Consider the following 20,067-nt stretch of genomic DNA (forward strand, 5'->3'; position numbering starts at 1 on the left):
AAAGACCGGAACATGCGCAACCCTTGGCCCGTCCGGCGTCCCGGCGAAGACCATTCCGAAACCGATATTGGCGATCATCGCCTCGAGCGCGGCCCGCTCGTCGGCGTCGTGATGATCATTGGCCGATTTGGGCCATCGGAAGGCGGGATCGGGATGCATTATTTGGGTTTCTTGCGCAGAGCCTGTTTGACCTTGGCCTTGTGCGGCATGTTCTTCTTGTGCGTTGCCTTGCCGGCGTTTGGCCGCTCGCGCTTGGTCGGCTTGCCGGCTTTCGTCGGCTTGCCCGTGGTCTCGCCGCGACCGCGACGTTCGCCGCGCTTGTCCTTGCGGATCTGCTTGGCATGGGCTCTGGCCTGCTGCTTGCGGACCAGCTTGCCGCCCGGCTTTTTCTCGTCGAGCGGAAGATCGCCAAGCAGCAGATCGAGCCCGAGATTTTCCACGGTTTCGGCGAAATGGGGGGCAGGTCGGCGGTCACATCCAGATTGTGCCCGTCGGGATGCTCGATCCGCAACCGCCGTGCGTGCAAGTGCATCTTGCGGCTGATCGTGCCGGTCAGGAAGGCATCCTTGCCGCCATATTTGCCGTCGCCGACAATCGGGTGACCGATCGCCGCCATATGCACGCGCAACTGGTGGGTGCGCCCGGTATAGGGCTGCAATTCCACCCAGCAGGCCCGGTTGCCGGCGCGTTCGATGATCCGGTAGCGCGACTTGGCCGACTGGCCGTTTTCCTCATCGACGTGCATTTTCTCGCCACCGGAACCCGGCTGTTTGGAGAGCGGCAGGTCGATCATGCCATCGGCGATTTCCGGCACGCCCATGACGATCGCCCAATAGACCTTGCGCACGTCGCGGCCGGAAAAGCGTTTGGAAAAGAAAGAGGCCGCTCCGGGCGAACGCGCCAGCAGGATCGCCCCGCTGGTGTCCTTGTCGAGCCGGTGGACCAGCTTGGGCCGCGATTTGGCATCGAAGGTCAGCGCATCCAGCAGGCCGTCGAGATGGGTGGTCGTCTTGCTGCCGCCCTGGGTCGCCAGACCCGGCGGCTTGTTGACCACGATCGCGGCCTTATCCTTGTGAATCACCAGTTCCCGGGCAAAATCGATCTGGTCCTGCGACAGGTCCGTCTTGACTTTGACAACGCGGCCCGGACGTTCGATTTCCTGCGGGGGTACGCGCAAAATCTGACCGGCCTGCACGCGATCACCTGGCGACACACGTTTACCGTCCAGGCGCAACTGCCCGGTCCGCGCCCAGCGCGAAACGATATTGAACGGCACATCTTCCATATGCCGCTTGAACCAGCGATCGACCCGGATGTCGTCATCATCGGCAGAAATGGTGAACTGCCGGACATCGAGTGTCTTCAGTGCATTCATCTGTTCCTTGGTCGAGCCCTGCGGCTTTTCTTCCTCGGAGCCGCTTTCGGCTGTGGGGTCAAAGCCGCTCATGCCAGCGCCCTCACGGCCATCAGACCAGCAAACAGGGCCAGTACGGAACCGACGACGGAGACCAGAGCATAAGCGAAAGCGATGCCCCATTGACTGCGCTCGATCATATTGAGAACTTCCAAACTAAAGGCCGAAAAGTAGTAAAACCGCCCAGCAGGCCAACGCCAAGCAATAGCCGCCACGGCTCGTCGATAAAGCTGCTGCGCGCCAGCACACCGGCCAGCACACCCATCAAAAGACCACCCATGACATTAGCCACCAATGTTCCAATAGGGTAACCCACAGGAGCAAGGTGAAAGACAAGACGGCCGAGATGATAGCGTCCAGCCGCACCCATCGCACCGCCTGCCATGACAAGAAGGGTAGCGTTCATGGGCGTCCCTTAGTCGGCTTGCGCGGTTTTCCAAGCATATCATTGGTCAGCCACAAGCGGATGGCGGTCGCGAGGCCCGGCGGCTGCTCCGCGGCGATGCGTTCGACATCGATCCGGGCGACCAATGCGTTAAGCGGCAGGCCGCGACTGTCGGCGGCCGCTTTCAGCATATCCCAGAACAGTGGCTCGAGCGAAATCGATGTCTGATGCCCGGCGATGGTGATGCTGCGCTTGACCGGCGGGTGGAAGAGTTCGGGCTTTTCTAGATCCACCCGGACAATTCCCGTCGTACCAGCGTCTCCAGCATATCCATCCCGGTATCGCTATCGTTGAGACAGGGCAGATAGGCGAATTTCTCGCCCCCGGCGGCCTGAAACTGTTCCTTGCCCCGTATCGCAAGCTCCTCGCAGGTCTCGAGACAATCGCTCGAGAAACCAGGCGCGAAAATCGCGATATTCTTCTTCCCCTGACCCGGCAGGGCTTCCAGCGTCGTGTCGGTTGCCGGTTCGAGCCATTTTGCCCGGCCAAAGCGCGACTGGAAGGCCACCACGAGCTCCCGGCCCATTTTCTCGGACAAAAGGCGCGCGGTCTTCTGGCAGTGGCAATGATAGGGGTCGCCGAGTTCCAGCGTGCGCTGCGGCATGCCGTGGAAACTGGCGACAATCGCGTCGGGGACAAAATTGAGAGCCGCTATATCGCGTTCCAGACTGGTCGCCAGCGCGTCGATATAGGCCGGATCGTCATGATAGGCGGGAAGCAGCCGGATCGCCGGTTGCCAGCGCATGGCGGCAATCGCGTCAAACACCGCATCATGCACGCTGGCAGTCGTGGCGCCGCTATATTGCGGATAGAGCGGCGCGATCAATATGCGGTCGCAGCCTGCGGCTTTCATTGCGTCCAGCCGGGAAGCAATGCTCGGATTGCCGTAGCGCATCGCCCAGTCGACCATCACACCGTCCATTTTCGGGGCAAGCTTTTCGGACTGCTTGCGCGTGTAGGACGCGAGCGGCGAACCGTCTTCGGTCCAGACCAGACCATAAGCTTCGGCAGATTTGGCCGGGCGGGTGTTGAGAATGATCCCGCGCAAAATCGGCTGCCAGATGATCGAGGGTATCTCGACCACTCTTTTGTCCGACAGAAATTGTTTGAGATAGCGTTTGACCGCTTTCTTTTCCGGCGCGTCGGGTGTGCCGAGATTGACCAGCAACAGGCCGATTTTCTTGGCCGCGACGGGTGGGTGGTCTTTTGGCAATGGTCCGGTTTCACGCATGATTTAAGATACTTCCCCAAAGAGTGGCAATTGCCGAAGCCGAACGCCGGTTGCCGAGAACAGAGCATTGGCAATTGCCGGTGCCACCGCCGGTACGCCCAGTTCCTCGTAACCGACCGGCTCTTCCTCGCTTCGGACAAATTCGATCTGGATGGGCGGAATTTCGGCCAGCCGCGGCAGCGACAGATCGCTCAGTCGCTTGGCCGTCGGCAGACCCTTGTCAAAGCGGGTCGCGCTGCCCAGCGCCATTGCCAGCCCGAAGACAATGCCGCCCTCGATCTGTTGCCGGGCAATATCGGGGTGGATGATCCGGCCGATGTCGACGCTTGCCGAAATGCGGCGCACTTCCAGACCACTGCCGCCTCGGCTGGCGCTCGCGATAACCGCGATATGGCCGCCGCGCATGCTGTGACAGGCAATGCCCTGACCGCTACGATCCAGGCCGCCGTCCCATGCGGCCATGGCCGCGACACTGGTCAGGCAACGGGCAAGCCGCGGCTGGTTGTTCATCATCTGCATGCGGAAGGACAAGGGTTCGATGGCCGCCTTCGCTGCCAGTTCGTCGATGAACGATTCGAGATAGAAGACATTGCTGCTATGCGCGTTGCTGCGCCAGTTGCCGGTCGGCACGCCGACAAAGGCGCTATGGTGGTCGACGGTCAGATTGGGGACGTCATAGGGAACTTCGAGCCCCTCGACCGCCTTGCTGTCGGCTTCTCCGATCGAGGAGCGCATGGCCTCGACACTGTCCATGCCGTCGAACAGGCGTTTCGCCTGTTCACGCGCGGATGGCGGAGCAGCGATCTTGATCTGCATCGCTTCCACGCGCCCGCCCTTGGCCATGGCAGCATCCAGACGGGCCTGGCTGGGCGCGCGGTAATGGTCGTGCATCATGTCCTCGGCGCGGGACCAGACCAGTTGCACCGGCCGGCCCATATGTCTGGCGATCAGCGCGACCTGCGCAGCGATTTCATTGTCCAGATTGCGGTCGAACGAACCACCGCTGAGCATCGGATATAGCGTCACCCGGTCCTGCCGGATATTCAGCGCTCTGGCCGCCGCCTGCACCGCCGCGACCGGCGACTGTGTCGCCATCCAGAGTTCGAGGCCGCCGTCTTTATATTCTGCGGTGGCGGTCCGCGTCTCGACCGGCGCATGTAGCGCCGCATTGGCATGATAGCGGGCCTGGAACAGATTCTCCTCGGTGAACATGCCGCGATTTTCACCACGCGAGACAAATCGCGTTCCCGGTCCCTCGTCCAGCGCCTCCTGCAGGGCCGCATCGATCTTGTCGCTGTCGGCCATGAAGCCTCGGGTTTCGAACACCGGACTCATCTTGTCGAGCGCCCGGTTTGCGGCCCACCAGTTGGTCGCAACCGCCGCGATCCATTGGCCGCCCTGAACGACGTCGATAAAGCCGGTGATCTTGCCAGCGCCGGCGCGGTTGAAGGATTTCAGCCTGGTCTCGCCGATCGGACCCTGCCTGACAGCGGCATAGACCATGTCCGGCAGCCGGACGTCTCCGGCGAAATTGGCCGACCCGTCGAGCTTGCTGGGCAGGTCGAGACGCGGCACATCCTGTCCGATCAGGCTGCCGGTGCCCGATGTCCGCAGCGGCACGGGATCGGGCAGGCTCTGGCCTGCAGCATCGCGCACCAGCTCGCCGAAGCGCAATGTCTTCTCGCCATTGGAGATCATGCCGTTTTCGACCGTGCAGGCTTCCCAAGGGACATCCCACCGGGCGGCGGCCGCCTTGGTCAGCAGGACGCGCGCCGCTGCTCCCGCCTCGCGGAAACTGGTGGCAAAGGCAGGGATGGATGTGGAGTCGGCGGTAACCATGAACTGTTCGCGGATCGCGACATTTTGCGCCATCCACCGGACGACGGCATGTTCGGCAAGTTTCTCGCTGCCCGCAGGCATCAGCGATTCTGCCCATTGCTCGGCCAGGGGAATATTGCTGTAGAGCGGGTTGATCGGCGCCGGTTCCACCGCGACGGTACGCCAGTCTGCGCCGAGTTCGTCGGCCAGGATTTGCGGCAGCACAGTATAGACGCCCTGGCCCATTTCGCTTTGCGGCACGACCACCGTCACCTGCCCGGCTTCGGAAATTTTCAGAAACGCCCCGAAAACCTGTTCTGTCTCGGTCGCCGCGACATTGGGCTCGTAGCTGCGCGGCCAGATCGCCCAGGCCAGCACCAAACCGCCCAGGGCGCCGCCGCCGATCAGTAACTTGCGACGGTTCAGTCCGGTCGGCGCTTGATCAGGCTGTTCAATGTCGGGTTCAGCCGCCATCGAATTATTTCAGCAGGCCCAGGCGCGGTATTTCGATTTTCGGGCAACGGTCCATGAAGACCTTCAGGCCCGCGTCGAACGCGCGCTGTGCCGCGGCCTGGTTGATCACGCCAAGCTGCATCCACACGGATTTGGCTCCGATGGCGATGGCCTCGTCGACAACATCACCTGCGGCTTCGGAGTTGCGGAAAATATCGACCATATCGATTTCGCCGCCAATCGAGGACAGGGAGTCAACCACTGTCCTGCCGTGCAACTGCTGGCCGGCCAGCCCGGGATTGACCGGTATCACGTCATAACCCTGTTCCAGAAGAAATTTGAAAATCCGGTTGCTGTCCCGTTCAGGCCTGGCCGACGCCCCGACCAGAGCGATGCGCCGCGTCGATGTCAGCAGTTCGATAAGGTCCCGATCTTGTTCCAGCAGCATGTCGTTCTCTTTCCGGTCTATTGATTATCCAGCCATGTCGCGAGCTTTTTGGCAATATCACGGAATGCCTGCCCGTGCACATCATCGCCACAGGCCGGGGGCGTGCCGCCATCGCTGGACTTGCGAATTTCGATATCGAGAGGGATACGTCCAAGAAAGGGCATGCCCATGGTTTTGGCAGCGGCTTCCGCACCACCAGCACCGAACGGATCGCTGACCTCGCCACAATGCGGACATTGGTAGCCGGCCATATTCTCGACCATGCCGATGATAGGGATCTTGGCCTGGTTGAAAAGATCGACCGCACGGGTCGCATCCATCAGCGCCAGATCCTGCGGCGTTGAAACGATCACCGCGCCGACCGGCTTGTGATGCTGCATCATCGACAATTGTACATCGCCGGTACCGGGTGGCATGTCGACGATCAGCTCGGCGACATCGCCCCAATGGGCGTCGATCAGCTGTTCCAGCGCCTTGCCGGCCATCGGACCGCGCCAGGCAATCGCTTGGCCGGGTTTCGCCAGATGGCCCATCGACAGCACAGGCACATCATAGTCATTGGGCACCGGGATCAGCTGCTTGCCCTCGGCCTCGGGCCGCTGCCCTTCACAATGGAGCAAGCGCGGCTGCGACGGACCATATATATCGGCGTCGACCATCCCGACCTTGCGGCCCAGCCGCTGCATGGCAATCGCCAGATTGGCCGAAAGCGTCGACTTGCCGACGCCGCCCTTGCCACTGGCCACGGCGATCAGACGGCGTTCGACCTTCTCCGCGGTCATCGCGATATCGACTTTCTCGACACCGTCCAGCGCCAGCAGCTTCCCTTTCACGGCGATCTCGATCTGGCCGCGCTCGCGCACATCGAGGCCACCGACATTGAGCACCAGAGTGATGCGGCCGTCGGTGAATTTTACGGCGCTGAAACGGCCCTTGGCAACGTCTTCGAGCGCGGTTTCGATTGTGGAAATATCGGTCATCGGATCGACATAGTTACACTTTTCTCGGATTGACACTGTTTTTCTGGCGGCGCGCTACCTATAAAGAAACTATGAATGAAAATATTAACGGTGACGCGCGCCGCAAATCGATTTTGGGCTCAATTTTGAACATGGCCGGCCCCTGGGGCAATAACGGCGACGGCGGCAATGGTGGCGGCAGCGGCGGTGGCCCGCGCAATCCATGGGGCAATCCCTCCGGCGGATCATCCGGTGGTGGCCGCAAGGGCGCAGGCTCCCTCGAGGAACTTTTCAAAAAAGGCACCGGCGGCGGCTTCAAGGGCGGCATCCCCAAACGTCCCGGCGGGCGTTCCTGGTGGCCTCTCATGGCCATCGGCTTCATCATTCTTTGGGTGCTGCTGACCAGCATCCACCGGGTCAGCCCTCAGGAACGCGGTGTCGTGACATTCCTGGGTTCCTATTCACGGACCCTGCAACCGGGCCTGCACTTTTCCCTTCCCACTCCGCTGGAGCAAGTCGTCAAGCTCGACGTCGAGGACATCCGGACGATCGACATTCCCGAAGGTGAAGCCGAGAAGCTGATCCTGACCGGTGATCAGAATATCGTCGATCTCGCTTATTCGGTGCGCTGGAACATCAAGGCACCGGAACTGTTCCTGTTCCAGATTGCCGAACCGGAAGAAACGATCAAGGAAGTGGCCGAAGCGGCAATGCGGGCAGTGGTCGCGAATTTCACGCTGGATGACACGATCGGCTCCGAACGGACCGAAATCGAGCAGCAGGTCGAACAGAATATGCAGCAATTGCTCGACGGCTATGGCGCCGGCGTGGTCATTCGCGGTATCGCCATCAAGAAGGCCGATCCTCCGGCCGCGGTCAACGACGCGTTCAAGGAAGTGTCCGCCGCGCAGCAGACGGCGCAGACCTATCTCAACGAAGCGCGCGCCTATGCGCAACAGCTCACCGCTCAGGCACAGGGTGAATCCGCCGCTTTCGACAAGGTCTACGAAGAATATCGGCTGGCACCGACGGTGACCAGACAGCGCATGTATTATGAAACAATGGAACGCGTCCTGTCCAAGGTGGACAAGACCGTGATCGAGGCCAGGGGCGTTACCCCCTATCTCGCTTTGCCCGAACTGAAGAAACGCGCGCAGCAACCCGCGATAACAACCGTGGAGGGCAAATAATGGGACAGATTATGAAAAATCCCGTGGCGCTCGGCGTGATCGCCATTGCGGCGCTGTTCATCCTGCTCAACACCATCGTCATCGTGCCGGAAACCCGGCAAGGCGTCGTGGTCCAGCTCGGTGAACCCAAGAGAATCGTCAATCGTTACCAGTCAGGCGAAGCCTTTGGTGAAACCGGCGCCGGCCTGATCGCCAAGATCCCGTTTTTGAGCAGATCGTGTGGATCGACAAGCGGATCCGCGACGTCGAAATGGAACAGCAGCAAGTGCTGTCAACCGACCAGTTGCGCCTGCAGGTCGATGCCTTCGCCCGCTTCCGGATCACCGATCCGCTGCGCATGTATATTGCTGCCGGCAGCGAAGAGCGGGTTTCCGACGAGCTGCGCCCTATTCTGGGCTCCGCCTTGAGAAACGAACTGGGCAAGCGGCCTTTCGCCGCTCTGCTGAGCCCGGAACGCGGCCAGGTGATGGATAATATCCAGGCCGGTCTCAATCGCGTCGCCCGCCAATATGGTGCGGAGATTGTCGACGTGCGGATCAAGCGCGCGGATCTTCCCGACGGCACGCCGCTCGACAGCGCCTATCAGCGGATGCGCACCGCCCGTGACCAGGAAGCGCGGACGATTCGCGCCCAGGGCGCAAAGCAGGCGCAGATCATTCGCGCTGAAGCGGACGCCAGCGCGGCACGGACCTATGCCGAAAGCTTTGGCAAGGACCCGGCCTTCTATGATTTCTACCGCGCCATGAAGAGCTATGAAACGACCTTCCAGGACGGTGGTGAGAATGGCCCGCAAAGCTCGTTCGTGCTGTCGCCGGACAACGAATATCTGCGCCAGTTCCGGGGCCGGTAACGCATCTTGCCTTCGAACCGCGAAATTATCGACGCCTATTATACCGCTTTGTCGGTGATGGACGTCGATGGTTTCGAAGCGCTGCACCATCCCGATGTCGTGTATAATGTCTCGGGGAACACGATCATTTCCGGGCGCTATGACAGCTTCGCCGCGCTGAAAGCAGTGTTGCCCGCGATTTTCGAGGCACTGGACTTCGAACAGTTCCGCTTCGCGGACAAGTGGCGGGTGATGAACGAAGGTCCGGATGGAGCCACCGCCATCATGGAAGCCAGGGGCATCGCGCGGAACGGCGAACGCTATGACCAGCGCTACGTTCATATTTTCTCGTTTCGCGACGGCAGAATCGCTTCGGTCCACGAATTTTTCGACACCCAGTTGGCGAATGACGCGCTGGGCTTTGCGGGAAAACCGACTTTTGAAAATGACGGCCCCTTTGCATTCTGACGGTCGAAAGTACGGAAATGCCCTCCGTCGACTACAAATGTCGTCTTTTCTGCACAATGCCGGTTTTTTCTGCGAAACAGCGATTCCCGGCTTGCGAAAGGGCTTTTGGGCACCCAAATAGATGGGCATCGGGAATGTCCCGCAGTTCTGCGCTTAGGATCGGCGGACATATATGCTAATATTCAATTTCCGTTCATGAAAATTGCGCCATTTGATTTCGTGATTTTGAACGGATCTGGCGATTGAAACCACTGGTATCGCCAGAAATTTGAGAGGAAGATAATAGTGCGTTACGCTTACGGAATTTCAGCAGCTATGCTTTTGGCCGGCAGTGCAGCAACCCTGACCGGGATCGGTCCGGCTGGAGCACAGACCGCCGCCAATGACAGCACGGTAATGCGCAACGTCGTGCCACGCGCCGGCGCGCCGATGAGCTTTGCCGACCTGACCGAGCAGCTACAGCCTGCCGTGGTCAATATCTCCACCACCCAGCGTGTCCGGGTTAACAACAACCCGTTCGCCGGCACCCCTTTTGACGGCCTGTTCGGCAATCGACAGAGTGGCGGTAGCGCACAGACCCGTGAGGCCCAGTCGCTCGGCTCCGGCTTCATCATTTCTGCCGATGGCTATGTCGTCACCAACAATCATGTTGTGGCGCCGGGCAATCGCAACGCGACGATCGAATCGATCACCGTGATCATGCCGGACCGCACCGAATATGAGGCGGAACTGGTTGGCCGCGATGCGGCTTCGGATATCGCCGTGCTCAAGATCAAGGCTAACAAGCCGCTGCCTTTTGTGAAATTCGGTGACAGCACCAGTGCCCGGGTCGGCGACTGGGTGATTGCCATCGGCAATCCCTTCGGACTCGGCGGGACGGTGACCACCGGCATCCTGTCTGCCATTCACAGAAACACCGGCCAGGGCGGCGCCTATGACCGTTTCCTGCAAACCGACGCTTCGATCAACCGCGGCAATAGCGGTGGCCCGATGTTCGATCTGAACGGCAATGTCATCGGTATCAACAATGCGATTATTTCACCGACCGGCGGCAATGTCGGAATCGGCTTTGCCATCCCCGCCGAGGTCGCTGCGCCGATTGTAGAAACCCTGAAAGAAGGAAGGGCTATTGAACGCGGTTATCTCGGCGTTCAGATCAGCGCCCTTTCCGAGGATCTCGCCGATTCTCTGGGTCTGGAGAAGAACCGGGGTGAATTTGTCCAGCGGGTAGAACCCGGTGAAGCCGCGGCCAAAGCCGGCATCCAGGCGGGCGATGTGATCACCAAGGTGAACGGCAAGACGGTCACACCCGACCAGACCCTGTCCTATCTGGTGACCAATCTTCCGATCGGCACCGAAGTTCCGATCGAACTGATCCGCAACGGCAAGACGATCAAGGTCAATGCCAAGCTCGGCAAACGGCCTTCCGAAGAGGAACTTGCCGGCAGCACATTCGATCCCGATGCCGAAGATGATGCGATGGGCCAGAATGACGATGGCACGAGCGCGCAGGCAACTGCCGACGCGCTCGGATTGTCGGTGATTGATCTGACGCCGGCCATCGCCCGGCAGATCGGTGTCCCGTCTACGCAAAAGGGCGTCGTGGTAACCACCGTTAACCCGAACAGCGATGCAGCCCAGAAGGGCATCAGGCGCGGATATCTGATTACCAGCGTCAACCGCAAACAGGTGACCACCGTTACCGAACTGGATCAGGCGATCAGCGACGCGACACGCGCGAACCGCGAAGCCGTGCTTCTCCAGATCCGTCGCGGCGCCCGCGACCCTGTATTTGTCGCGGTCCGCCTCCAGGACAGTTAAACGCGTATAAACAGATGTAACAGAAAAGGGCCGGCGCTTGACGCCGGCCTTTTTTTGCGTCAAGTCAGGGTCAGCTTTGCAATATGATTGAGGGGATCCGCCGATGGCCGATGCAACAGAAATTTTTCTCGGACTGGGCGGTGGCGAACGGCAAAGCCTCAATCTCTCCCGCGCCAACCGGCACGGTCTGATCGCGGGCGCAACCGGCACCGGTAAAACGGTCACGCTGCAGGGGCTGGCCGAAAGCTTCTCCGCCAATGGCGTTCCGGTTTTCGTTGCCGATGTCAAAGGCGACCTGTCCGGCGTTTCGATGGCCGGTTCTCCCCAGTTCAAACATGCCGACAAGCTGGAAGGGCGGGCCAAGGAACTCGGTATGGACGACTATGCCTATTCCGACAATCCGGCCATATTCTGGGACCTCTATGGCAAACAGGGCCATCCGATCCGCACTACGATCAGCGAAATGGGGCCGCTGCTGCTCGCCCGCCTGATGGATCTGAACGACACGCAGGAGGGCGTGCTCAATATCGTCTTCCGCTTTGCCGATGAAGAAGGATTGCTGCTGCTGAACCTTGACGATCTGCAGTCGATGCTCGCCTACACCGCGGAAAATGCGAAACAGCTGTCCGCCAAATATGGCAATGTCAGCAAGGCCAGCGTCGGCGCGATCCAGCGCCAGCTGCTCCAGCTCGACAGCCAGGGCGCGGGTCAATTTTTCGGCGAACCGGCGCTGGAGATCGACGATTTCCTGAAATGCGATGACCAGGGCCGCGGCTATATCAACATCCTCGCCGCCGACCAGCTGATGCGCAGTCCAAAACTCTATGCGACTTTCCTGCTCTGGCTGCTGGCCGAACTGTTCGAAAGCCTGCCGGAGGTCGGCGATCCGAAAAACCCAAGCTGGTCTTCTTCTTTGACGAAGCGCATCTGCTGTTCGACGATGCGCCGAAAGCGCTGGAAGACAAGATCGAACAGGTCGTGCGCCTGATCCGCTCGAAAGGCGTCGGCGTCTATTTCGTCACCCAGAACCCGGTTGATATACCCCAGGAAGTCGCCGGCCAGCTCGGCAACCGTGTACAGCACGCCCTGCGTGCCTTCACGCCGCGCGATAAAAAGGCGATCAAGGCGGCGGCCGACACATTCCGGATCAACCCCGAACTGGATGTCGAGGAAGCCATTACCGAATTGCGCGTCGGCGAAGCGCTCGTCTCCACTCTGCTGGAAGACGGTGCGCCGTCGATTGTCCAGCGCACGCTGATCAAACCGCCGCGGTCACGGCTGGGACCGATCTCGGCAAAAGAGCGCGCCATCATCAATTCAATCTCGCCCTATGAAAACAAATATGACGGAGAGGTTGACCGGCACAGCGCCGAGGAAATACTCGCGCAAAAGGTGATCGACGCCACGGCAACGGCGAAGGAAGTAGAGGAAAAAGGCGAAGAGGAAGTCCGCAAACAGCCGCGCAAGAGCAAGAGTATCTGGGAAAAGGCGCTCAGCCGCGGGGCAAAGGTCGCCATGGGATCGGCAGCGGGCATGGCCGCCTCGACCATGTTGGGCAAGAAATCGCGCGCAATCCGATGCGGACTGGCGTGACTTCCGCCGTCGGTTCGGTGGTTACGGATCTCGCCGGACCAGTGGCCGGACGGTTCGTTCGCAATCTGATCGGTGGCCTGATGCGCTGATGGCTGGCTGACTATCGCCGTGCGGGCGGACTGGAGCGCTGCGAGATTTTACCCGAAAAAGCGGGCGACGATATCTTTCGCCAGACGGGTCGGGCGCAAGGTGTCGGCGTCAATGCAGCACCAGCTCGACTGGACTTCGGCCAGAACTTCTTCGCCGCGGCGAATGACCGTGCTGTAGAAAGCCCGCGCGCCGTGGACTTTTTCCAGCAGCACTTCGGCGATCACGTCATCTTCCAGAAAGGCCGGCTTGCGATAGGTGATCTCGTGCTTGATCGCGACCCAGAGATGGGCAGCGACCGCTTCGGAAGGCGCAAATTTCTGCCAGTGCGCGACCACAGCATCCTGCACCCACGTCAGATAATTGGCATTATTGACATGGCCCATGAAATCGATGTCCGAAGGTTCGATTGCGATGTTATGATGGTGCGAATTGCTGCTCATATCAGCAATATATAAGATCAGCGGGGACCGATTGATAGGGCAAACTGGATTCTATCGCCGAATCAGGGCCAGCCGGACGATATCAGCCGAGGACCAGCTTGAACTTTTCGAACGCCAGAGGCTGATGCATCGTGAAATCCGAAAAAGCCGCTGCTCCGTCAATACTCGACAGGAATTCATCCACCGCTGCCCTGTCCGCATCCGGCAAGGTCCGATAATAGTCGAGCGGCCGCTGCAGCATCCACAAGCTGAACGGCGGCGCGATCCGCTGCCCGGTCACACCCTCAATCCTGAAGTCCGCCATGCCGACGGCGCGCGGTATTTCCGTATCGGGATTGGACTCGGCCCAGGTGGCAAACATATCGGCGACTTGCTGCAGAAAGGGCATCTGCTCCGCCATCATCCGCTCCAGTACCGGCAGCAAGCTCTCCGGAACCTCGTCATCGGCCAGAAATTCCCCGGATAGAGGCTCGCGCACATCCACCATCCGTTCGACCCATTGGGCGACTTTCGGCGCCAGCCGCTTCATGATCTCGCCCGATGCGGGGTCGCGGTAGAGATGGGCATAGAGCGGGCCGATCAGGCCATAGTCGCCAATCGAGGGCCGTGAACCCAGCAGATAATCATATCGCGCAAAATGCCGGTCGAGATCGGCCAGAAGCGCTTCGTAGCTCGCTTCAATTGCAGGGATGGTCTGCGCGTTAATGCCCAGTACCGGGCAAAATCCCTTAAACGTCTGTCCGCGCTCGCGGCCGATGGCCAGTTGCTCTTCCTTGCTGGCTTCCGGCGCCGCGACGGCGCCGAATTCGCCGTAGACCCACTCTTCATTATAGTTCCAGCGATAGTGCATCGCCGGGATCACCAGCCATTCGTCGCCGAATACTTCCATCAGCAACGCCACGAGCCGCTGCTTCGGCGTGTCGGGATAGACGGACGGCCCGCCGACCTCGGCTTCGAAATGATCGATGATCAACGTTGTGTCCTGAAGCGTTTTGTCGTCTTCGGTGACCATCACCGGAATGACGGGGCGACCGACTCTGGGGACGATGATTGTCTTATAGACTTCGGTGGTGCTGAGAAACTCCTCGTAATCCACCCCTTTCCAGTCGAGATAGGCCCGCGCCTTGCCGGAATAGAGGGAAAGCGGCCCGCCGTAGAATGTATGCGGCATCAGCCACGGCCCCGATAGGAGGTCACGCCCTGATCCGGCACCCACAGGCCCTTGGGGGCTCGCCCGACTGCCAGAAAATATCGATCGGTATCCCGCCGCGCGGATACCAGTAGCCGCCGATCCGAAGCCATTCGGGTTTCATTTCGTCAAAAAGGCGCCTGCCGATTCCGACCGTACAATCCTCGTGGAAGGCGGCATGATTGCGAAAGGAACCCAGAAACAGCTTCAGCGACTTGGATTCAACGATGGTCTCTCCCGGCGCATAGTCGATGACCAGATGCGCAAAATCCGGCTGGCCGGTGACCGGGCAAAGCGAAGTGAATTCGGGCGCTGCAAAGCGCGTCAGATAGAGCTCGCCGGCGCGCGGGTTGGGTACATAGTCGAGAGTCGCCGCTTCAGGTGACCCCGGTAGCGCGCTATCCTGGCCAAGAAATTTCGGTGCGAGTTTTTGGATTCATCATCGGTCATGCAAGGCTTTTAGGGCAGCGCGCCCTCCCTGTCATCAATCACCGCAATTTTCACATTGCCCCAAAGCACAGATCGTCAAAAGCCGCCTGATGGTACATGATGTCCGCCATGTCAGAGAAAATTCTTGTACCGATTTTGGGCGACCAGCTCTCGATGGATATCTCATCCCTAAAGGAACAAAATCCGGAAGACTGCATTTTGCTGATGATGGAGGTCGAGGACGAAACGACCTATGTGCGGCACCACAAGGCCAAAATCGCCTATATTCTGTCGGCCATGCGCCACCATGCCAAGGCGCTGGCAGAGCGGGGATGGTCCGTCGATTATGTGAAGCTGACCGACCCCGACAACAGCGGCAGCTTTTCCGGAGAAATCGCGCGTGCGCTCGAGCGGCATCCCATCGACCGCATACGGATTACAGAGGCCGGTGAGTGGCGGGTCATGGCTATGATCGAAAACTGGGAGGACCAGTTCGCCATTCCGGTCTCTGTGTGCCCGGACCGCCGTTTTATCGCGACGCATCAGGATTTCACCAATTGGGCAGAGGGCAAAAGCAGCTGCGGATGGAGTATTTCTACCGCGAAATGCGGCGAAAGACCGGCATCCTTCTCGATCGGGACGACAAACCGGAAGGCGGAAAATGGAATTATGACAGCGTCAATCGCAAGCCAGCCAAGGGCGACCTGTCGATTCCCCAACCGATCCGCTTCCGGCCAGATGACCTAACCGAGCAGGTTCTGGCCATGGTGGCGGAAGAATTTTCTGACCATCCGGGATCTCTGGACCAATTCCACTTTGCCGTAACCCATGAAGAAGCCATGCGGCAAAAGCGCAAATTTCTGGATGAGGCTTTGCCGAAGTTCGGCGATTATCAGGATGCCTTGCTCAGCGGAGAGCCGTTTCTCTGGCACTCGATCCTGTCTCCCTATATCAATTCGGGCCTGCTCGATCCGCTTGATCTCTGCCACGAGGTGGAGCAGCGCTATCGAGACGGTGACGTTCCGCTCAACGCAGCCGAAGGGTTTATCCGGCAAATCATCGGGTGGCGCGAATATATGCGCGGCATCTACTGGCGCGAGGGTCCCGAATATGTTGATCGCAACTTTCTGGAGGCCAAACGGCCTTTGCCGGAATTTTACTATTCGGGCGAAACCGATATGCACTGCCTGTCCGAAGCCATCGGGCAGACTCTCGATCTGGCTTATGCGCACCATATCCAGCGGCTGATGATAACGGGTAACTTCGCCTTGATCGCGGGCCTTGATCCGCAAGCGGTGCACCAATGGTATCTGGAAGTCTATGCAGACGCCTATGAGTGGGTAGAACTGCCCAATACGCTGGGCATGAGCCAGTTTGCCGACGGCGGCATCATCGCATCCAAACCTTATGCTTCGTCCGGCAATTACATCAACAAAATGTCGGATTACTGCCAGAGCTGCCATTATGACGTGAAAAAGCGTGTTGGCGAGAGGGCATGCCCCTTCAACGCGCTATATTGGGATTTTCTGGACCGCAACCAGAACAGGCTGGCCGATAACAATCGCCTGGCGATGCCGTACCGGACTTGGGAAAAATGGAATCGGAAACGCGGGACGATATCCGCCGGCAGGCGAAAAGCTTCCTCGATCAACTGGAGGAAAACTGAATTGCCGAAAAACCACATAAGCGGTGGATTCGTCAGGCAATGCGTTATAGCCTCGACGGCTTGAAATCGAGTCGCTAAACGGCGGCTGGAACAGCGCAAATATTTGCGGACATGAGGAGTTTAATATGGAATTGCTGGTAACGACCGAATGGTTGGCCAACGAGCTAGGCGCATCCGATCTGCGGATCGTGGACGCGACGAAATTCATGGCGGATGCCGGACGCAACCCGGCTGCCGAATATGAAGCGGGCCATATTCCCGGTGCCGTGTTCATGGACCTCAGCGATTTGACTGATAGCAGCAATCCCGTTGAAAACATGCTCCCACCTGCAGAAAAATTCGCCAGCCGCATGCAGTCTCTTGGACTGGGCGATGGTAGCCGCGTCGTCCTTTACGACGACAGCCCGCTGAAAAGTTCCGCCCGCGCCTGGTGGATGCTGACCATGTTTGGCGCGCATGAAGTCGCCATTCTCGACGGCGGCATTGCCAAATGGAAAGCCGAAGGCCGGCCGCTGGAAACCGGCAAGGAAACGTTACGCCACCGCCATTTCACCGTCTGGAAAGACGACAAGGACATCCGCACCAAGGCCGATATGCTGGCCAATTTGCACAGCAAGGACGAACAGGTCGTCGATGCGCGCCCGGCCGACCGTTTCAGCGGCGAATCACCAGACCCGCGTGGCGAAATCGCTTCGGGACATATTCCCGGTTCGACCAATATCCCGCACAGCAGCTTCTTCAATGCCGACGGCACCTGGAAAAGCAGCGACGAGATCAAGGCGATCTTCAGCGACGCCGGTGTCGATCTTGCCAAGCCGCTGGTTACAACCTGCGGTTCGGGCATGACCGCGGCGGTGGTCTCCTTCGCTGCCGCTCTTGCGGGCGCAGAGAAGACCGCGCTGTATGACGGCAGCTGGGCCGAATGGGGCGCCGACGCCGATACTCCCAAAGAATCCGTCTGAACATGCCGGCGCCGCTGGAACTATAATTGGCAGATCACGACTCCGGTTCGAAAAACCAGCGACCCAGGTTGTCACCGGGGGTCGCCGGAAAAATTGGACCGGAGCCGTTGTCAATCCGCCCGTATGGCGCGGCAGCACGCATCTTTATGACGATGTCGCCCACCTTCGGGAGGGCCTGAAGTCCAATGACGACGGCCGTTTCTTTTACGGCCGCCGCGGTTCGCCGACCCAATGGTCTCTGGCCGAAGCGCTGACGGAAATGGAACCCGGAGCCGCCGGGACCATGCTTTACCCGTCCGGTGTCGCTGCCATTTCCTGTTCGTTGCTTGCAGTGCTGGAACCCGGCGACGAAATTCTGCTCACCGACAGCAGCTATGACCCGAGCCGCAGTTTTGCCGATGCCTTTCTCAAACGCATGGGCATCAAGGCGCGCTATTATGATCCGGTGATCGGCGCCGATATTGCCAGCCTGTTCGGACCCGACACAAAAGCCATTTTGATGGAAAGCCCGGGCAGCCTGACCTTCGAGGTGCAGGATGTGCCCGCTATCTGCGAGGCGGCCAGCGCGGCGGGTATCGTCACCCTGCTCGACAATACCTGGGCGACCTCGCGCTTTTTCCCGGCGCTGGAACATGGCGTCGATATCGCGATTACCGCCGCGACAAAATATATTGTCGGCCATAGCGACGTGATGATGGGCGCGGTTACGACGCATAGCAAATATTGGACCCGGCTCCGCCGTACCGCCCAGCAACTGGGCCAAGTGGTCTCTCCTGATGACGCCTATCTGGCCGCGCGCGGATTGCGGACGCTCGATGTCCGGCTGCGGCAGCATGAAGCCAGCGCTCTCCGAATAGCCTGCTGGCTGCGGGAGCGGCCGGAAGTCGGTCTGGTCCTCCACCCTGCTCTGCCCGATTGTCCCGGCCACGATATATGGAAGCGGGATTTCAAAGGAGCATCGGGACTATTTTCATTCGAGCTTGCAGATGGCGACGACCAGTCGCGCGCCGCTTTCATCGATGCGCTCACCCTGTTCGGCATCGGCTACAGCTGGGGCGGTTTCGAAAGCCTTGCGCTGCCGGTCGATCCCGCCAAGCATCGGACCGCGACCAGCTGGACCGGAAAGGGTCCGCTGGTACGGCTGAATATCGGCCTGGAAGACCCGGACGATCTGATAGCGGACCTTGCCAAAGGCTTTGAACATTATCACAGTGCCAAGCCATGATTGACCGAGCTCTGAAATATCTGGAAATGCTGGCTCCCGACACGCCGCGCAACGTCCAGTATATCGAGGGGGTCGTCGCTGCAGGGCTGGTCGCGATCGCCCTGACCCTGGGCTGGTATCTCAGCAAATATATCGGCCCCAAGCTGCGCCACCTGTGGGAAGCGCGCGCAGGCTACGAAAGCGAGCTGGCCGGCCGACGCATCCGCGACATGACCCGGCGGGCCACGACGTTCATCCTGTGCGGCATTTTCCTCGCTTTCTACCCGTGGCATCTGATCGCCAGGTGGTCTTTTCGCTCACGATCGCGATAACTGTCGGCCTGTTCGCCAATGACCTGATCCGTGGCGTGCGGATGCCCAACTGGCTGGGTACCTCAATCGGCCTTGCCCTGTTCGTGAGCATCGGATCGGGTCTGGTCGGCGGCATCGAACCGATCACCCTGGCGCTGGACAAAGTGGGATTCGGCATCGGCTCGAGGCGGATATCACTGCTCTGGATCGTCACACTGGCGATGACCGCCGTCATCCTGCTGGCGGTGGCCCGCGTGCTGATGAAGCTGGTGGCCTATATCATCAGCAACAGCGAACTCGACGGCGCCCAGAAAGTATTGGGACAGAAACTGGCCACCGTCGCGATATTGGCCGGGGCCTTTGTTCTCGGCCTCGACGTGGTCGGAATCGATCTCACCGCCCTGGCGGTCTTCTCCGGTGCCTTTGGTCTCGCCATCGGTTTCGGTATGCAGAAGACCATCGGCAACCTGATCGCCGGGATCATTCTGCTGATGGACCGTTCGATCAAGCCAGGGGACGTGATCGCGGTCGGCAATACATATGGCTGGGTCAACAAGATCGGCGTCCGGGCCGTCTCGGTGCTCACGCGCGAAGGCAAGGAACATCTGATCCCGAACGAGGATCTGATGACGCGGGAAGTGGAAAACTGGTCCTATTCCAGCCCCAATGTCCGGATCAGCATCCCGGTCGGCGTGTCCTATAATACCGACATGGATCAGGCGATTGATCTGATGAAGCAGGCCTGCGTCGACGTGCCGCGCGTGCTCAACCATCCCAAGCCGGTTGTCTGGATGCTCGAATTTGGCGACAATAGCGTCAATTTCGAAATCCGCTGCTGGATCAAGACCCGCAATCGGGCGTCGGAAATTTCAAGGCGGCGATCCTGAAACGCGTGTGGGACCTGTTCAAGGAACATGGCGTCGAAATCCCGTTCCCGCAGCGCGATGTCCATATCAAGTCGCTGCCGCAAGGCGGAACCGTCACGCTCGAAGCCGGATCAAAGCCTCTGGCCGCCCCGACAGAATCGGGTGCCGGCGACTAAAGAGACAGCCGAGAACCCATGGCCCGCACTCCCCATGTCAGGCCCGGTTGACGCTTTATTAGTCA

Annotated in this window: 15 protein-coding genes and 6 pseudogenes; 11 read left to right on the plus strand and 10 right to left on the minus strand. The window is 59.7% G+C overall.

What is annotated here, in order from left to right; all coding sequences use genetic code 11:
- Positions 1-158: 158 nt before the first annotated feature.
- The 7 genes and pseudogenes from C8024_RS16380 to C8024_RS16410 form a co-directional block, all read right to left on the minus strand.
- A pseudogene (locus C8024_RS16380) lies at positions 159-1,375 on the minus strand (RluA family pseudouridine synthase).
- A gap of 68 nt (positions 1,376-1,443) precedes the next feature.
- Positions 1,444-1,820 (minus strand): annotated as a pseudogene (gene crcB / locus C8024_RS16385) (fluoride efflux transporter CrcB).
- On the minus strand, positions 1,817-2,092 hold the full coding sequence (locus tag C8024_RS16390) for a ribbon-helix-helix domain-containing protein (RefSeq protein ID WP_173207135.1): 276 nt from the start codon (positions 2,090-2,092) through the stop codon (positions 1,817-1,819). The pseudogene crcB and the gene C8024_RS16390 overlap by 4 nt, the downstream one beginning before the upstream one ends.
- Positions 2,083-3,090 carry a ferrochelatase gene (gene hemH / locus C8024_RS16395; RefSeq protein WP_173207138.1) on the minus strand — a complete coding sequence of 336 codons (1,008 nt, stop codon included), beginning with the start codon at positions 3,088-3,090 and terminating at the stop codon, positions 2,083-2,085. Before hemH ends, C8024_RS16390 begins: the two co-directional genes overlap by 10 nt.
- A 3-nt stretch (positions 3,091-3,093) precedes the next feature.
- Positions 3,094-5,382 (minus strand): xanthine dehydrogenase family protein molybdopterin-binding subunit, encoded by a 2,289-nt coding sequence (locus C8024_RS16400; protein WP_173207141.1) that lies wholly within the window; start codon positions 5,380-5,382, stop codon positions 3,094-3,096.
- A 4-nt stretch (positions 5,383-5,386) separates the two neighbouring features.
- Entirely contained in the window at positions 5,387-5,809 is a 423-nt protein-coding gene (locus tag C8024_RS16405; protein WP_173207144.1) for a CoA-binding protein, read from the minus strand.
- Positions 5,810-5,826: 17 nt separating this feature from the next.
- Positions 5,827-6,789, minus strand: a complete 963-nt coding sequence (locus tag C8024_RS16410) for an Mrp/NBP35 family ATP-binding protein (RefSeq protein ID WP_173207147.1) — start codon at positions 6,787-6,789, stop codon at positions 5,827-5,829.
- Between the two features lie 131 nt (positions 6,790-6,920).
- Here C8024_RS16410 and hflK point away from each other — a divergent pair, with 131 nt between their 5' ends.
- The 5 genes and pseudogenes from hflK to C8024_RS16435 all read left to right on the plus strand — a co-directional run bounded on the left by hflK (position 6,921) and on the right by C8024_RS16435 (position 12,758).
- The gene (gene hflK, locus C8024_RS16415) at positions 6,921-7,958 is read left to right on the plus strand and encodes an FtsH protease activity modulator HflK (RefSeq protein ID WP_100095393.1); all 1,038 of its coding nucleotides are present in this window, start codon (positions 6,921-6,923) and stop codon (positions 7,956-7,958) included.
- Positions 7,958-8,808, plus strand: a pseudogene (gene hflC, locus C8024_RS16420) (protease modulator HflC). Before hflK ends, hflC begins: the two are co-directional and overlap by 1 nt.
- 6 nt (positions 8,809-8,814) lie before the next feature.
- Positions 8,815-9,255, plus strand: a complete 441-nt coding sequence (locus tag C8024_RS16425; RefSeq protein WP_173207152.1) for a nuclear transport factor 2 family protein — start codon at positions 8,815-8,817, stop codon at positions 9,253-9,255.
- Between the two features lie 315 nt (positions 9,256-9,570).
- Complete coding sequence (locus C8024_RS16430) at positions 9,571-11,076, plus strand: Do family serine endopeptidase (protein WP_100092666.1); 1,506 nt, start codon at positions 9,571-9,573, stop codon at positions 11,074-11,076.
- Positions 11,077-11,179: 103 nt separating this feature from the next.
- Positions 11,180-12,758: pseudogene (locus tag C8024_RS16435) on the plus strand (helicase HerA-like domain-containing protein).
- A 48-nt stretch (positions 12,759-12,806) separates the two neighbouring features.
- Here C8024_RS16435 and C8024_RS16440 read toward each other — a convergent pair.
- The 3 genes and pseudogenes from C8024_RS16440 to queF form a co-directional block, all read right to left on the minus strand.
- Positions 12,807-13,199 carry a thioesterase family protein gene (locus C8024_RS16440; RefSeq protein WP_173207155.1) on the minus strand — a complete coding sequence of 131 codons (393 nt, stop codon included), beginning with the start codon at positions 13,197-13,199 and terminating at the stop codon, positions 12,807-12,809.
- Between the two features lie 82 nt (positions 13,200-13,281).
- On the minus strand, positions 13,282-14,370 hold the full coding sequence (locus C8024_RS16445) for a glutathione S-transferase family protein (protein ID WP_173207158.1): 1,089 nt from the start codon (positions 14,368-14,370) through the stop codon (positions 13,282-13,284).
- Positions 14,370-14,824 (minus strand): annotated as a pseudogene (gene queF / locus C8024_RS16450) (preQ(1) synthase). The gene C8024_RS16445 and the pseudogene queF overlap by 1 nt, the downstream one beginning before the upstream one ends.
- A gap of 167 nt (positions 14,825-14,991) precedes the next feature.
- Between queF and C8024_RS16455 the strand changes: the two are divergent.
- The 6 genes and pseudogenes from C8024_RS16455 to C8024_RS22080 all read left to right on the plus strand — a co-directional run bounded on the left by C8024_RS16455 (position 14,992) and on the right by C8024_RS22080 (position 20,002).
- A pseudogene (locus C8024_RS16455) lies at positions 14,992-16,547 on the plus strand (cryptochrome/photolyase family protein).
- Positions 16,548-16,608: 61 nt separating this feature from the next.
- Positions 16,609-17,445 (plus strand): 3-mercaptopyruvate sulfurtransferase, encoded by an 837-nt coding sequence (gene sseA, locus C8024_RS16460; protein WP_100092671.1) that lies wholly within the window; start codon positions 16,609-16,611, stop codon positions 17,443-17,445.
- A 25-nt stretch (positions 17,446-17,470) separates the two neighbouring features.
- Positions 17,471-18,670 carry a cystathionine beta-lyase gene (gene metC, locus C8024_RS16465; protein ID WP_367947401.1) on the plus strand — a complete coding sequence of 400 codons (1,200 nt, stop codon included), beginning with the start codon at positions 17,471-17,473 and terminating at the stop codon, positions 18,668-18,670.
- Positions 18,667-18,981, plus strand: a complete 315-nt coding sequence (locus C8024_RS16470; RefSeq protein WP_173207165.1) for a hypothetical protein — start codon at positions 18,667-18,669, stop codon at positions 18,979-18,981. The genes metC and C8024_RS16470 overlap by 4 nt, the downstream gene beginning before the upstream one ends.
- Entirely contained in the window at positions 18,954-19,847 is an 894-nt protein-coding gene (locus tag C8024_RS22075; protein WP_367947396.1) for a mechanosensitive ion channel family protein, read from the plus strand. The genes C8024_RS16470 and C8024_RS22075 overlap by 28 nt, the downstream gene beginning before the upstream one ends.
- 5 nt (positions 19,848-19,852) lie before the next feature.
- Entirely contained in the window at positions 19,853-20,002 is a 150-nt protein-coding gene (locus tag C8024_RS22080) for a hypothetical protein (RefSeq protein ID WP_254306018.1), read from the plus strand.
- Positions 20,003-20,067: the final 65 nt, after the last annotated feature.

Origin of the sequence: Sphingopyxis sp. BSNA05, assembly GCF_013265645.1 — a bacterium.
GTDB lineage: Bacteria > Pseudomonadota > Alphaproteobacteria > Sphingomonadales > Sphingomonadaceae > Parasphingorhabdus.

What these genes read in the sequence shown, in the direction of transcription:
- hemH (WP_173207138.1), bottom strand. Translation starts at nt 3,090, where the DNA reads ATGCGTGAAACCGGACCATTGCCAAAAGACCACCCACCCGTCGCGGCC.
- C8024_RS16400 (WP_173207141.1), bottom strand. Translation starts at nt 5,382, where the DNA reads ATGGCGGCTGAACCCGACATTGAACAGCCTGATCAAGCGCCGACCGGA.
- C8024_RS16405 (WP_173207144.1), bottom strand. Translation starts at nt 5,809, where the DNA reads ATGCTGCTGGAACAAGATCGGGACCTTATCGAACTGCTGACATCGACG.
- C8024_RS16410 (WP_173207147.1), bottom strand. Translation starts at nt 6,789, where the DNA reads ATGACCGATATTTCCACAATCGAAACCGCGCTCGAAGACGTTGCCAAG.
- hflK (WP_100095393.1), top strand. Translation starts at nt 6,921, where the DNA reads ATGGCCGGCCCCTGGGGCAATAACGGCGACGGCGGCAATGGTGGCGGC.
- C8024_RS16430 (WP_100092666.1), top strand. Translation starts at nt 9,571, where the DNA reads ATGCTTTTGGCCGGCAGTGCAGCAACCCTGACCGGGATCGGTCCGGCT.
- C8024_RS16440 (WP_173207155.1), bottom strand. Translation starts at nt 13,199, where the DNA reads ATGAGCAGCAATTCGCACCATCATAACATCGCAATCGAACCTTCGGAC.
- C8024_RS16445 (WP_173207158.1), bottom strand. Translation starts at nt 14,370, where the DNA reads ATGCCGCATACATTCTACGGCGGGCCGCTTTCCCTCTATTCCGGCAAG.
- sseA (WP_100092671.1), top strand. Translation starts at nt 16,609, where the DNA reads ATGGAATTGCTGGTAACGACCGAATGGTTGGCCAACGAGCTAGGCGCA.
- C8024_RS16470 (WP_173207165.1), top strand. Translation starts at nt 18,667, where the DNA reads ATGATTGACCGAGCTCTGAAATATCTGGAAATGCTGGCTCCCGACACG.